This window comes from Pseudorhodoplanes sp., from assembly GCF_046289595.1.
Classification (GTDB): domain Bacteria; phylum Pseudomonadota; class Alphaproteobacteria; order Rhizobiales; family Xanthobacteraceae; genus Pseudorhodoplanes.
In genome coordinates this window covers 1-13,128 of record NZ_JBKBVB010000120.1, presented here as the reverse complement: position 1 = coordinate 13,128, position 13,128 = coordinate 1, and the positions used below count along the sequence as shown (strand labels likewise).

The following is a 13,128-nucleotide window of genomic DNA, read 5'->3' as shown; positions in this document are numbered from 1 at the left end:
CCCCCTACCCGTAGTGTGGTTTGTGGGTGTGTGTGCCCGCCCGAGTGCAGCTCGCCCGGCTTTTCTGCCCCCTCTCCCACGCGACCCACGGCATGGATCAGCGGAAAATTCTTCAACAGCAATTCGTCGTCGGTCACCGCCTCGATCCAGGCGTCATGGCGTTCGGCGAGCAGCCGCGTCGCTTCGTGCAGTTCGGCCGGACCCATGTCGTTCGACGGCGTATTGATGAGATCGCGCGCCAGCGCCACGCCTTCGCCGATCCGCGACAGATCGGCGGCATCGACGCCGTCGGGGCAGACCAGCGTAACGGATTTCGCGGCGCGCTTGCGGTATCGCTCGAACCGGTAGGTACCCAGCGCAAAGGCCAGCGCCGCGAGCCGGGCGTCATGCGGCGCATTGGCGAAGCGATATGTCCCCGCCGGAATCAACCCGGGCAATTTGCCCGCAAGCAGCAGATCGGCCGATGCCGCCTCGTCCTCCAGACCGAATATGACCCCACCGATCCCGCTATCGGACCCCGGCAGCACGAAATGCGAACCGGGCTTGGGATCGAACCCCGCCGCTTCGGCAAAGCCGCGCGCAGACGGTGTCAGACTCTCCCGGATCGCGGGCCAGTTCGACTTGGTGACAAACCAGATGGGGATGGCGGTGCCGCGGCCCGAATCTGCAAAGACTGGATGCATGGCGCTTCTTATCGGGTCGGCGGCGGCTTCGCCAAGGGCCTGCTGACGGCCGCTCTTAACCAGCCGTTAGGGTTAACGCTTTATTGAATGGGGCGGTCAGCGGCGGTCACCGCCGCCGTTCGAGGCGCGCCATGTATCGTACGACGTTCAAGCCCGGCTTTTTCAATCCCCGCCGTTCCAGGCTCCGCCTGCTCGCCAGCGCCGCCGTGCTGTCGGCGCTGATGCTCGGCGGCTGCCAGACCGCCCAGATGACGACCACGGCCGGCGTGAGCGAACCGGCGGCACCGCGAACCGAAGCCGACTGGCGCCGGGAATCCCAGATCTGGGGCGAGCGCTACCGCAAGAACCCCGCGGACCCGCAGGCCGCTATCCGCTATGGCCAGGCGCTTCGCGCCCTCGGCCAGCGCGCCCAGGCCGTCGCGGTTCTTGAACAATCCTCGATTCAGAATCCCAAGAATATGGCGGTCCTCGGTGCCTATGGCCGCGCGCTCGCAGATGCCGGACAATTGCCGCAGGCCCTCGACGTGCTGAGCCGCGCGCATACCCCCGATCAACCCGACTGGCGCATCCTGTCGGCGCAAGGCGCGGTGCTGGACCAGATGGGGCGGCATGACGAGGCCCGGCGCCATTACTTCAGCGCCCTCAGGATCGTGCCCGACGAGCCGTCGGTGATGTCCAATCTCGGCCTGTCCTATGCGTTGTCGAAAAACCTGAGCGAGGCCGAAGAGACGTTGCGGCGCGCCCACACGCTCAACAGCAACGAGCCGCGCGTGCGTCAAAATCTGGCGCTGGTGATCGGCCTGCAGGGGCGCTTCCAGGAGGCCGAGCAGATCGCGCGCGCCGACCTGTCGCCGGAGGAGGCGAGCGCGAACCTCAATTACCTTCGCAACATGCTGGCGGCCGAAAAGAGCAACAAGGGTAAGCCGCCGGCACGGCCGGTGCGTCAGGCCGCGAACAATTCGTAACGCGCCTGAGCCCTTCGGCTTTTATCGAATCGCGAATGGCTTGCGCGCTGGCGCGGTGACGCGCTTTCCTGACGCGAACCGGCGCCCGCCTCGCTCCACAATGCGTTAGTCTAGTTCAGCGCCATCACGCGGATCGCTGCCGGTCCGAGAATGACGATAAACAGGACCGGCAGAAAGAACAGGATCATCGGAACCGTCAGCTTCGGGGGCAGCGCCGCCGCCTTCTTCTCGGCTTCGGCCATGCGCATGTCGCGGTTTTCCTGCGCCAGCACGCGCAAGGTGTGGGCGAGCGGCGTGCCGTAGCGCTCCGCCTGCTGCAGCGCGACGCAGACCGACTTCACGCCCTCCAGATCGGTCCGCCTGGCGAGGTTGTCATAGGCCTGACGCCGGTCCGGCAGATAGGACAGTTCGGCCGTGGTCAGGGTGAGTTCCTCGGCCAACGGAATCGACTGAGAGCCGATCTCGTTCGAGACCTTCCTGAAGGCAGCCTCGATCGACATGCCGGACTCCACGCAAATCAGCAAAAGGTCCAGCGCATCCGGAAAGGCACGGCGGATCGACAATTGCCGCTTCTGGATCTTGTTCTTCAGAAACAGCCACGGCAGATGCATGCCAAGATAGGTCGCGAACAGGCAGATGCCGAGCTTGATTGTGACCGGCTTGTCGAGCTGCAGAATGAAAAAGACATACAGCACCGACAGCACCAGCGCCGCGATCGGCGTCACCATCCGGAAGAACAGATAGGTGAGATAGGGCGCCTCGCCGCGATAGCCGGCCTGGATCAGTTTTTCCCGCGCCTCCTCCTGGCCGACCCATTTGGCGAGCTGGAAACTGTCGACCGCGCGCTGGACGAATTGCTTCGGAGTCTGCCGCAGCGAAATCTTCTCTCCGCGCGCCATGCGTTCGCGTTCGCGCTGGCGGATCTTCTCGCGCTCGAGCGCCACGGCCTTCATCCGCTTCGGCAGCGGGTCGGAAGCCAAGAGCGGCATGGCGACCGTCAGCACCGTCGCGACCGCGGCGATGCCCGCGAGAATCATCGCGAGCAACCGGGTGTCGTGAAGGATGCCGATGAGAATCTGATACATGACCCGCTCAGAAATCGAAATTGATCATCTTCTTCATCACCATGACGCCGATCGACATCCACATTGCGCTGCCCACCAGAAGCAATTGTCCGGTCGGATGGGTCCAGAGCAGCTCGATGTAGGTCGGGCTGGTCAGCCAGACGAGACCCATCACGGCCGGCGGCAGCGAACCGATGATGGCGGCCGACGCCTTTGCCTCCATCGACATCGCCTGGATCTTCGCCTTCATCTTCTTGCGCTCACGCAAAACCTTCGAGAGATTGCCCAGCGCCTCGGACAGGTTACCGCCCGCCTTTTGCTGAATGGCGATCACGATGCCGAAGAAGTTGGCTTCCGGCAGCGGCATCCGTTCGTAGAGCTTGCCGCAAGCCTCGCCGAGCGGAATACCGATGGTCTGGGTTTCGATAATGGCCCGGAACTCGCTCTTGACCGGCTCCTGGCCTTCGTTCGCCACCATCTTCAGGCTGTCGATCAGCGGCAGCCCGGCCTTGATGCCGCGCACGATGACGTCGACCGCATCGGGAAACGTCGCCAGAAACCGTTTCTCGCGCCGGTTTTTCAGGAAACTCAGCATCCAGAACGGCAAACCGAACGCTCCGGCAAACCCAAAGCCCACAGCGGCAAGCAGAGGCATCCGCGACCACAGCATCAGCAGGAATGCAGCGAGGCCCATGCCTGCGGAGATCATGACGAATTGCCGCGTCGACAGGTCGAGTCCGGCACGTTCGATCCGCTGGCTGAGCGTCGGCCTTGCATTCTTGCGTTGACGCAGTTCGAGATCGCGCAGCGATTCCTCGACCTGCTCGCGTCGCGATTTTTGCGTCGCCCGCGCGGCACGCTGGACTGGCTGCGTCTGTATGGTATTGGCCAGCCGCTGTTCGACCTTGCGTTCGCCGGACAGCAGCGGATAAAGGAACACCCAGGCCAGGCCGCCGACCGCAACGGTCGCAAGCACCGCCAACACGATCTGCTGGTTGGCAAGGTCGAACATCGTCACGCCATTGCCTCGTCTTCGGCCTGCGCGCTCGCATCGAGCGCGGCCGCGAGCCGCCGCTCTTCGCCGTAATATCGGGCGCGATCCCAGAATCTCGGGCGGCCGATCCCGGTCGAACGGTGCCGCCCGATCAGATTGCCGTGGGCGTCTTCACCCAGCATCTCGTAGACAAACAGATCCTGCGTGATGATGACATCGCCTTCCATACCCAGCACTTCGGTAATGTGGGTGATGCGGCGCGAGCCGTCGCGCAGGCGCGCAGCCTGAACGATGACATCGACCGACGAGCAGATCATCTCGCGGATGGTCTTCGACGGCAGCGAGAAGCCGCCCATTGTGATCATCGACTCGATACGCGACAGCGCTTCGCGCGGGGAGTTGGCGTGCAGCGTGCCCATCGAGCCGTCGTGACCGGTATTCATCGCCTGCAGGAGGTCGAACGCTTCGGGTCCGCGCACTTCGCCGACGATGATCCGTTCGGGACGCATACGCAGACAGTTCTTGACGAGGTCGCGCATGGTCACCTGGCCCTCGCCCTCCAGATTCGGCGGCCGGGTTTCGAGGCGCACCACATGCGGCTGGTGAAGCTGCAATTCGGCGGCATCCTCGCAGGTGATGACGCGCTCGTCGTCATCGATGAACTGCGTCAGACAATTCAGAAGCGTGGTCTTGCCGGAGCCGGTGCCGCCCGAGACAATGGTATTGACCCGGCAACGCCCGATGATCTTGAGAATCTCCGCGCCCTCCGGCGTGATCGAGCCGAACTTGACGAGGTTATCGAGCCGCAACTTGTCTTTCTTGAACTTGCGGATCGTGAGCGCGGGCCCGTCGATGGCGAGCGGCGGCACGATCGCATTGACGCGCGAGCCGTCCGGCAAGCGCGCATCGCAGATCGGCGAGGCCTCGTCGACGCGGCGGCCGACCTGGCTGACGATCCGCTGGCAGATGTTCAGAAGCTGCTGGTTGTCGCGGAAGCGAATTCCGGTCTTGTGGATCTTGCCGGCGACTTCGATATAGACCGTGCCCGATCCGTTCACCATGATGTCGGCGATATCGTCGCGCGCCAGCAAGGGCTCGAGCGGGCCGTAACCAAGCACGTCGTTGCAGATATCGTCGAGCAGCTCTTCCTGCTCGGATATCGACATCACCACATTCTTGATGGCGATGATTTCGTTGACGATGTCGCGGATTTCTTCCCGGGCCGCATCGCCATCGAGCCTGGCCAGCTGCGCAAGATCGATCGCCTCGATCAGCGCGCCGAAAATCTTGCTCTTGACCTCGTAATAGCTGTCCGAGCGGCGGCTGTCGGTCGCGGTCGCAGGCACGGTCTTTTGCGGCGCCGAGGGCACCGGCAGCACCTGCGCGCCAAGGCCGGATGAGGGCAACGGCGCGCGCCCGTCGCTGGACGGAGCGGGCCCGGACGGCGCGATCGGCGGAGAGGGCTGGCTAGGCGGGACCGGCGGGTTCGGCGCCGCCACGGGCGCCATGGCCGCTGCAGCCCCGGCGGGGGGGACTGACGCTGGACCGTGGGCGTTACGCTTCCCAAACACGACAGGCGAACTCCGGGTTACGCTTTCTTACGGAATTTCTCGAGCAGCGGCGTGAACAGACCGGACTTGACCTTTCGCACCTCGGTGCGTCCGGTCATGAGCTGGGCGAGATGGCGGAACGTCTCGGCGATCTTGTGATTGCCGGCGACCTCGGCGATCATCTGGCCGTTATTTGCCGCAGTGCCGAAGATCTGCGGCTCGAATGGGATGATCGCAGCCGGCGCGTCGTCGAGCGCCTTGGCAAAATCCGCCGGCTTTATTTCCGGACGTTTCGGAACGCCCACCTGATTGAGCGCATAGAACGGCCGATGATCGTTGACCCGCGCCGCCTTCAGATAGTCCACCAGATTTTTCGCGTTGCGCAGATTGGCGAGGTCCGGCGCGGCCACAACAAGAATGTCGTCGGCGGCCAGCAGGGTGCGCTGGGTCCAGCCGGTCCATTGATGCGGCACGTCGAGTACGATGCACGGAACCGAGGCGCGCAGCGAATCGAAGATCGAATCGAATGCATTGGCGCCGAAATCATAGACCCGGTCGAGCGTCGCCGGCGCCGCGAGCAAACTCAGGTTATCCGAACATTTCGACAGCAGCCGATCGACGAAATTCGTGTCGATGCGCTCCGGCGAGAAGACTGCATCGGCGATGCCCTGCGGGGGATCCTGGTTGTAGTCGAGGCCGGCTGTGCCGAACGCAAGATCGAGGTCGGTAACGACTGCGTCGAGCGACAGGTCGCGCGCGATAGACCAGGCGACATTGTGAGCGACAGTGGATGCGCCGACGCCGCCCTTGGCGCCAACAACCGCGATGATGCGCCCAACCGGCTTGGCGTCCGGCGCCGAATACAACCCGCAGACCGAGCGGACAATATCGAGCGTGTTGACGGGAGCGATCATGTAGTCGCTGACGCCGCGACGGACCAGTTCGCGATAAAGCGCCACGTCGTTGTGACGGCCGATCACGATGACCCGGGTGCCGGGATCGCAAAGATCGGCAAGCGCATCGAGTCCGGCGAGAAGGACATCCGGACGCGCTTCCGATTCCAGAATGATCACGTTTGGCGTGGGCGATGCGCGATAGGCTTCCGCCGCCGCAGTCATGCCGCCCATCTGAATTTTCACATGCGCCTTGTCGAGCCGGCGGTCCTCGCCTGCCGACTGCACGGCGGCAGCGGTTTCGACCGCCTCGCAAAAGGCCTGCACCGAAATGCGCGGTGCCGGCGCGATATGTTCCTCGCGTGATGGCGCGTCGGCGGGCAGCTCGTCGGCCGCGTGCTGGAATGCGGTCCTCATCATCGGTTGACTTCGCTCACCTTGCCCTGGTCCTGCTTCGGATAAATCGTCTCGGGGCTCTGGCCCTGACGATATTTCTCCATCACGGTCGTGCGCCGCGAATTCCAGACCGGGCCTTCCGCCCGCGGCTGCACCAGATCGGCAGGATTGGCGACCATCGCCGCCAGGTTGCGCTGATTGGAACAGCCGAGATTCCAGAAATTGTAATTCTCGTTGTAGGAGGGGTCCGGGCTTGGTCCGATATCCTGGGGCCACAGACCGCACGGGCCGGCCTCGGCGACGATCTTCGAATAGCTCAGTTTGACCGTCGGGAATTTCGACTCGCTGTCCGGCGTATAGGGCCGCACCGCGACGCTTTGCATCGGGATGCCCGATGCTGCGAAGATTGAATTGATTTCGCGAACCGCCTGAGAGGCGGCAAACTGGTTTGCGGTTCCGGTCGGCACCTCGACCACCACGCCGCCGGTGGCCTCACCCTTCCAGACCTTGGCGAAGGCCAGGACTTCGGCACGCTGCACCGGGGTCAGCGAGCCACGGCTCTGACCGATGAAAACCTCCATCGAATGCGACCCGTCGCGCAGCGCGATCTTGTGACGCTGCCGGTAATCGTTCGGATAGCCGATCGTGTTCTCCGCAACATAGGGCCCCTTCGGGGTGACGGCGTTGCAGCCGGACAGAGCCGCAGCGGCAAGCACGACGCCAGCGAGGCGAAGTCCGGTTTTGGGTCTGTTTGCACCAGACACGAAGTTCTGCAGCATGCGTCGTCTCCCTGCCCCGGTCCTAGTCCAGAATGAAGCCGTATTGGCCGCGATACATCCGGTTCGGATCGACCTTTCCGGGGATGCCGTAAATCCTGTTCAGCCGGCCGAGAAACACGGTCGATGCATCGGCGGCATCGGCGAAGCCGTCGTCGGGCCGCGACAGATCCTTTGGCCGCACCGGACGCACCACATAGGGCGTGACAAGGATCATCAGCTCGGTCTGGCGGTTGACATAGTCGCGGCTCTTGAACAGCGCGCCGAGCACCGGAAGCTGCATCAGGCCCGGCAGCCCGTTGATCTGCTGCTTGGTCTGCTCGTGGATCATGCCGGCCATGGCAAGCGCGCCGCCTGACGGAATTTCAACCGTGGTCTCCGCGCGCCGCACGCGCAGCGACGGCACCGTGAAACCGGAGCTGATCAGCGAGGCCTCGGTCGACAATTCGGAGACTTCGGTCGTCACCTTGAGGCTGATCCGGCCCTCCGACAGCACAACCGGCGTGAAGCCGAGACTGATACCGAACTTCTTGAACTCGATGGTGGGCGTACAGGAATTGGTGCCCTGGCAGCTGACGCCGGTGACGACAGGAAATTCGCCGCCGGCCAGGAAGTTGGCCGACTCGCCGGAAATCGCCGTCAGGTTCGGTTCGGCGAGCAGGCGCATCACGCCGGCCCGCTCCATGGCGCGGATCACCGCGCCCAGGCGGGCATTCAGCATGCCGCTGGCCCGCGACGGATCGAGATTGGTGTTGAGCGGCGTACGCACGCCCTGGCTCGGGACGATCGCGGTGTTGGCGAGGTCCTGCCCGTAGGCGGTGAACGGCGTATCGGTATTGAAATTGACGACCGACGTGCCGCCGCCGACGCTGCCATAGAGATTGACGCCGAGCTGCTTGATGACCTCGCGCTGCACTTCGGCGACGGTGACCCGCAGATTGATCTGGTCGCGGCCCTTGACGGCGATGGCGTTCACGATCTTTTCGCCGGTCACGACAATCGGGCCGGTTCCGGCGCCCAGCAGACGGCTGGCGATTTCAAAGGCGCTTTGCGAATCGGCCTGGCTGTCGACCCACCCGCTCAGCACAACGCCGTCGGCGCCGAGCGCGTCGACGCGGATGTCGGCGCTCGGAATCGCATGGCGGATCGCCTCGCGGATGCCGTTGAGGTCGCGCTTCACCGCGATGTCGAAACCGGCCATCTGCTGGCCGTTGGCGTCGAAGAAAAAGATGCTGGTCTGTCCGACCTTGACCCCGATCATATAGGCGCGGCGCGCCGAGCGCACGACCGCATTGGCGATCGTCGGATCGGCAACCAGCACGTCCTTCACATCGCGCGGCAGGTCGATCACCACCGCCTTGCCGATCCCGAGCGATACCGGACGCGAGGTCGCATCGCTACCGGCGACGCTGATCACCGGCGTGCCGCGCATATCCGGCTCGGCCGCCCGCACCGCACCCGTCGCAACCGCGCTCAGCGATGCAGCCAGCAACAGCGCCCGGATCGTCGTCTGGTTCGACATGAAGCGGTTCCTTCCTTCGTCCTATTTCGCCGACGCCGGCGACGGTACGCCAAAGCGCACCATGTTCACGCCGGCGCGCCGCGCCGTCCCGTCCTCGTCCTCGCCGCCGCTTTTCTGGGTATCGACGATGCTGCGCAGGGCGAGCGACAGGGTTCCCATCTGCTTCGCCATGGTCAGCGTTTCCGCCTGGCCCGGCGTCAATTCCAGCGTCACCGTTCTGCCGACGACAACCTTCTGCCCGTGCTTGTCTTCCACGGTTTGGTCGATTGCCAGCACGCGGACATTGTTGATGATGGTCTCGCTGGTATGGCTTTCGACGCCGTTTCGTTTTTCCGCCTCGCGATCGCGGCGCGCCAGAATCACATCGACATGATCGCCCGGCACGACGAAGCCGCCGGCGCTGGTCTCGGCGTTGATCTCGGTCGCGACCGCCCGCATGCCGGCTGGCAGGATGGCGGACAGATAGCCCGCGGCATTGGCCTTGATCAGACGCGATTCCTGAATGGGCTCGCCGGCGAAAAACGTGCCGCCGCGCACCACCGAGCCTGCGATTTCCTGGATCGCATCCGGACGATTGGTTTTGCGGATGAAATTCGGTCCTGCCGACGCGGCGGGCCACATCTGCCAGCCGAGTTCCTCGGGCTTCACGGTCGTGCCCTGGCCGATATCGGCTTTTGCGACCAGCACATCGACGGTTTCCAGCTTGGCCACCGGCGGTGGCGGCGGCGCCTTTTCTCCGGAGCGGCCGGCGAGCAGAGCCGCGAGGCCGCCTGCGGCAACCGCAACTCCGAGTACGATGAGACGGGCGGCTTTCATACGCTGCACTTTCCACGAGATGACGCGACCGGCCCGACATGGCCGTGAGGGGGAGTTTCACCACCCAAAGGTCAATTCGTGGTTAATGAGCGGTTTGCAAACCAAGTTAATTTTGTCTTGAAGGCGCGCGCCCGCGCCTCTGCGCAGGTTTTGCGCCTGCCGGCGCGCCGGCTTCCGCAGTTACAGACCGAGCGGCCGCATCCAGACCGTTTGCGGATACACCGCGAGGGCACCGGCCGCGAGCGCAATACCGTAAGGCACCCCGGAATCGGCGCGATGCAGCCGCGCAGCCCAATCCTGGCGTTCCAGCAGGGCAGGCATCGGGATGTGACGATAGCGCAGGATGGCGAGCGTCAGCGCGCCGCCGATCAACGAGGAATAGACCAGATAATTCATCAGAGGATCGAAGCCGATCCACAGCGCGGTCGCAGCCGCAAGCTTGGCGTCGCCGCCGCCGATCCAGCCGCAGGCGAACAGCGTGAAGGTGATCAGAAGAACCGCCGAGCCCGCGCCGATATGCGACAGGATCTGCGCGCCGCTGAGCCCGACAAGCGCCGCCATCACGAAAAATCCCGCCACCAGCAGGAGCGAGATGCGATTGGAGATCGTCATCGTGAAAAGATCGCTGAATGCAGCAAACGCCATCAGCGCCGGGAACAGAAACAAGCGGATGGTATCCGTCAGCATCACCGTCATGGCCGGACTCACGCGTTACTCGACGCCGGTAGACTAGCGGCCGGCGCTTTCGTTTCCGTTAGCGCCCGGCCTGTTCCAGAACGCGAAACCGCGCCCGCAGGGATCGCCCGCGGACGCGGTTTCTCACGCGGCCACGAATTACTTCAGGGCGTCTTCGACCTTGCCGAAGGTCGTCTTCAGGTTGCCGCCGATGCCCTGCACGGCGGCGATGATGGCAACGGCGATACCCGCCGCGATGAGGCCGTATTCGATGGCGGTCGCACCCGACTCGTCACGAATGAACTTCTTGAAGGTCACCATTGCGTAGCTCCTATGAGACAGCGTTTTTTGAACCAGACTTGAGACAGACAACCGGTGTGGCCGGTAGCGTCGCGAAGCTAACAGGCGCGTTTGAACAATCTGTAAGATCGACCCCCCGGAATTCTGCGGCCGGATTCAGATTTCGTTTATGGCTGCCGATGGTGCGAGGCCTTGCAGCCCCGCTCCCGTTTCGCCGCTGAGCGAATCCGCTTGTTTGCCGCGAGAAAGCGCGCCCGCCGCACGATAAGGAACCCGTCCGCCGCGCTTGTGAAAGGATCGGGGCCGGCCGCTCCGCTGAAAGCGAGATTTTGAAACGCAGTTAAGGAAGATTTGATGGAAATCCGGCCGACCCCGAGGCAATGCGCAAATTGCCCCGAAACTGGCGATTATCCGGCGGTGCATGCCTGGCCGCTGACCGGCTGGCGATGCGCCGCATTGGCGATTGATTCACCTATTTGCGGTGAATTCCTTAAGCGGAACGGAACGGAGCACGTCTCGCGAGATCGTTCCCGCGTGTGTCGGCAGGCGTATGGAGCAGCACAAATGGCGCGTCGGAATATCATGGGTTCGATCCGTCACGCCGTATGTCTCGGCATTCTCGCGCTGCCGGTCATGGCGCAGCCGTCCGGGGCGAACGATGCCGCCGCTGCGCAAACCATCCAGGTGGCGATGGACCAGGCACGGCTGATCAAGCTGCCCGATCGCGTCGCCACCATCGTCATCGGCAACCCGCTGATCGCGGACGCCACCCTTCAGGCCGGAAACCTCGCGGTTCTGACCGGCAAGGGCTTCGGCGCCACGAACTTCATCGCACTCGACCGCAAGGGCGCGGTCCTTCTCGAGAAAATCATCGAGGTGAACGGTCCGCAGCACATGGTGGTCGTCTACAAAGGCGCCAACCGCGAGACCTATAGCTGCGCGATCAGCTGCGAACCCACGATCACGCCCGGCGATGGCGAGGAGTTTTTCACCCGCATCCTGACGCAGACGACGACCCGCAGCACGCAGGCGGCTGCGGCGTCGGCGCCGAAATAGCGATTCCGCCGCGATCAGAACTTGACGGTCGCGAACACCTTCACTGTCCGGCCTGGCTGCAGCACCTCGTCCTTCTTGAAGGACTGGGCGAAGCGCACGTCATCGTTCAGGAGATTGTCCCCGACCACGCCGAACTTGATTTCGGTCAGCCCCGCCGGGTCGCCCGGCAGCTTCGATGTATAGCTGATCTCCGCCTTGAGCAGATCGTAGCCGGCGGTCTGCGTCTCGAAATCGGAAACATCGTTCTGCCGGAAGGCATGCAGAAGTCCGACACGCGCAAACCAGTTGCCGTCCCGGTAATAGACGCCGCCGCCGAGCCGCTGCGGCGGGATCCGCGGCACGTTGGTGCCGTCGGTGAAGGTCGCACGCACGATGTCGTAGCGGCCGTCGATACCCCAGACGCCGCGCGCGATCGGCGCCACGTCGAATTGCGCCTGAACCTCGGCGCCGCGGAAGGTCGCATCGCGCTGATCGTAGACTGCCTGCGCCAGCTCGAGATCCGGATCGTTGGCGCAGCTGTCGAAATCCTCGTCGCAGCGCAGCCCGGTCAGGTTTCGGTAAATAAAGCCGTTGAAGCGCGTGTAGAACGCGGTGGCCTCGAACCGCAGCGGGCCCGTGGCGCGGCGCAGGCCGGCCTCGACCGAATTGGCGAGTTCTGTCGACAGATTCGGATTGCCGATATCGAAAGTCCCGGTCGCTTCATGGACGCCACGCGACAGAAGTTCCGGGGCGCGGGGCGCGCGTTGCACATGCTGGTAGGTGATGCTGGCGACCAGATCGCCCGGCAGATCCTGCAGGAAGCCGATGGCCCCGCTCAACGGCGTGAACGAACGGTCGCGCCAGAGACTCAGATCCGGATCGACAAAAAAGTCGGGTATCGTGCCCTTCACATTGCTGCTTTCGATGCGGCCTGACAGCTGCATGCGTTGCGTGTCATTGAATCGGAGCTCGTTGAAAATATAGCCTGCGACGCTGCGCGTGGTGTTGGGATCGAACAATCCGCCTTCGCGGCCCGGCGCGTCGAGCTTTTCCCGGCTCATCTGCAGACCCAGCGCCGTGGTCAGCGACGCGAACCGCAGATCGAAGGGATGGAACTGGACTTCGATGCGGCCTTCCTTCTGGTTGCTCAGGAAGCGCTGCTGTTCGCCGTAGAAGCCACCCTCGTCGGCGATCTCGGCATGCTTGTAGTCGGTCGCGCCGAACCAGTAGCGGATCGCGTCGACCGCATACCCGTCCGGGCGAAACTCGCCTTTGCTGGTGAGCTTCGTCTGCTTCATGTCGATATTGGTGCGTGTCTCGGTCGCCTCCTGACCAGGTACCCGGTAAAGGCTCTCGAAGCTGGTATAGGCAAACCCGAAATAGCCGCGATCGAAAACGAAAGAGCCGCCGATCGAATTGCCATTCGACTTGTGTGCGGAGTTCGGCTGCCATTGTCCGA

At 63.7% G+C, this 13,128-nt stretch carries 12 protein-coding genes and 1 pseudogene; 2 read left to right on the top strand and 11 right to left on the bottom strand.

All coding sequences use genetic code 11. The annotated features are described in order from the left end of the window. A pseudogene (locus ACK41X_RS19375) lies at nt 1–683 on the bottom strand (leucyl aminopeptidase family protein); the annotation flags it as partial. 131 nt (nt 684–814) lie between these two features. On the opposite strand from ACK41X_RS19375, the gene ACK41X_RS19370 reads away from it, so the two are divergent. Further along, entirely contained in the window at nt 815–1,648 is an 834-nt protein-coding gene (locus ACK41X_RS19370) for a tetratricopeptide repeat protein (RefSeq protein WP_409726648.1), read from the top strand. 110 nt (nt 1,649–1,758) lie between these two features. Here ACK41X_RS19370 and ACK41X_RS19365 read toward each other — a convergent pair whose 3' ends face one another. From ACK41X_RS19365 to ACK41X_RS19325, 9 genes are all read right to left on the bottom strand, one after another. Further along, a complete protein-coding gene (locus ACK41X_RS19365; protein WP_409726646.1) occupies nt 1,759–2,733 on the bottom strand; it encodes a type II secretion system F family protein in 975 nt (324 codons plus the stop codon). A gap of 7 nt (nt 2,734–2,740) precedes the next feature. Further along, on the bottom strand, nt 2,741–3,724 hold the full coding sequence (locus ACK41X_RS19360) for a type II secretion system F family protein (RefSeq protein ID WP_409726652.1): 984 nt from the start codon (nt 3,722–3,724) through the stop codon (nt 2,741–2,743). A 2-nt stretch (nt 3,725–3,726) separates the two neighbouring features. Continuing rightward, on the bottom strand, nt 3,727–5,277 hold the full coding sequence (locus ACK41X_RS19355) for a CpaF family protein (RefSeq protein WP_409726644.1): 1,551 nt from the start codon (nt 5,275–5,277) through the stop codon (nt 3,727–3,729). A gap of 17 nt (nt 5,278–5,294) precedes the next feature. Next, nucleotides 5,295–6,569 carry a CpaE family protein gene (locus ACK41X_RS19350; protein WP_409726642.1) on the bottom strand — a complete coding sequence of 425 codons (1,275 nt, stop codon included), beginning with the start codon at nt 6,567–6,569 and terminating at the stop codon, nt 5,295–5,297. Next, on the bottom strand, nt 6,566–7,324 hold the full coding sequence (locus ACK41X_RS19345) for a CpaD family pilus assembly protein (RefSeq protein WP_409726640.1): 759 nt from the start codon (nt 7,322–7,324) through the stop codon (nt 6,566–6,568). Before ACK41X_RS19345 ends, ACK41X_RS19350 begins: the two co-directional genes overlap by 4 nt. Before the next feature lie 22 nt (nt 7,325–7,346). Continuing rightward, nucleotides 7,347–8,843: a type II and III secretion system protein family protein gene (locus ACK41X_RS19340; RefSeq protein ID WP_409726638.1), complete on the bottom strand. Its 1,497-nt coding sequence runs from the start codon at nt 8,841–8,843 to the stop codon at nt 7,347–7,349. A gap of 21 nt (nt 8,844–8,864) precedes the next feature. After that, nucleotides 8,865–9,659 (bottom strand): Flp pilus assembly protein CpaB, encoded by a 795-nt coding sequence (gene cpaB / locus ACK41X_RS19335; protein ID WP_409726636.1) that lies wholly within the window; start codon nt 9,657–9,659, stop codon nt 8,865–8,867. Nucleotides 9,660–9,839: 180 nt separating this feature from the next. Next, entirely contained in the window at nt 9,840–10,346 is a 507-nt protein-coding gene (locus ACK41X_RS19330) for a prepilin peptidase (RefSeq protein ID WP_409726650.1), read from the bottom strand. A gap of 147 nt (nt 10,347–10,493) precedes the next feature. Continuing rightward, nucleotides 10,494–10,655 (bottom strand): Flp family type IVb pilin, encoded by a 162-nt coding sequence (locus ACK41X_RS19325; protein ID WP_409726634.1) that lies wholly within the window; start codon nt 10,653–10,655, stop codon nt 10,494–10,496. 543 nt (nt 10,656–11,198) lie between these two features. On the opposite strand from ACK41X_RS19325, the gene ACK41X_RS19320 reads away from it, so the two are divergent. After that, nucleotides 11,199–11,690 carry a pilus assembly protein N-terminal domain-containing protein gene (locus ACK41X_RS19320; RefSeq protein ID WP_409726632.1) on the top strand — a complete coding sequence of 164 codons (492 nt, stop codon included), beginning with the start codon at nt 11,199–11,201 and terminating at the stop codon, nt 11,688–11,690. A gap of 14 nt (nt 11,691–11,704) precedes the next feature. Here the strand turns inward: ACK41X_RS19320 and ACK41X_RS19315 are convergent. Next, a partial coding sequence (locus ACK41X_RS19315; RefSeq protein WP_409726630.1) for a TonB-dependent receptor domain-containing protein occupies nt 11,705–13,128 on the bottom strand: 1,424 nt, incomplete at its 5' end.

Coding starts and splice junctions, on each gene's coding strand:
- ACK41X_RS19340 (WP_409726638.1), bottom strand. CDS start 8,843: ATGTCGAACCAGACGACGATCCGGGCGCTGTTGCTGGCTGCATCGCTG.
- cpaB (WP_409726636.1), bottom strand. CDS start 9,659: ATGAAAGCCGCCCGTCTCATCGTACTCGGAGTTGCGGTTGCCGCAGGC.
- ACK41X_RS19360 (WP_409726652.1), bottom strand. CDS start 3,724: ATGTTCGACCTTGCCAACCAGCAGATCGTGTTGGCGGTGCTTGCGACC.
- ACK41X_RS19325 (WP_409726634.1), bottom strand. CDS start 10,655: ATGGTGACCTTCAAGAAGTTCATTCGTGACGAGTCGGGTGCGACCGCC.
- ACK41X_RS19365 (WP_409726646.1), bottom strand. CDS start 2,733: ATGTATCAGATTCTCATCGGCATCCTTCACGACACCCGGTTGCTCGCG.
- ACK41X_RS19320 (WP_409726632.1), top strand. CDS start 11,199: ATGGCGCGTCGGAATATCATGGGTTCGATCCGTCACGCCGTATGTCTC.
- ACK41X_RS19330 (WP_409726650.1), bottom strand. CDS start 10,346: ATGCTGACGGATACCATCCGCTTGTTTCTGTTCCCGGCGCTGATGGCG.
- ACK41X_RS19370 (WP_409726648.1), top strand. CDS start 815: ATGTATCGTACGACGTTCAAGCCCGGCTTTTTCAATCCCCGCCGTTCC.
- ACK41X_RS19345 (WP_409726640.1), bottom strand. CDS start 7,324: ATGCTGCAGAACTTCGTGTCTGGTGCAAACAGACCCAAAACCGGACTT.
- ACK41X_RS19350 (WP_409726642.1), bottom strand. CDS start 6,569: ATGATGAGGACCGCATTCCAGCACGCGGCCGACGAGCTGCCCGCCGAC.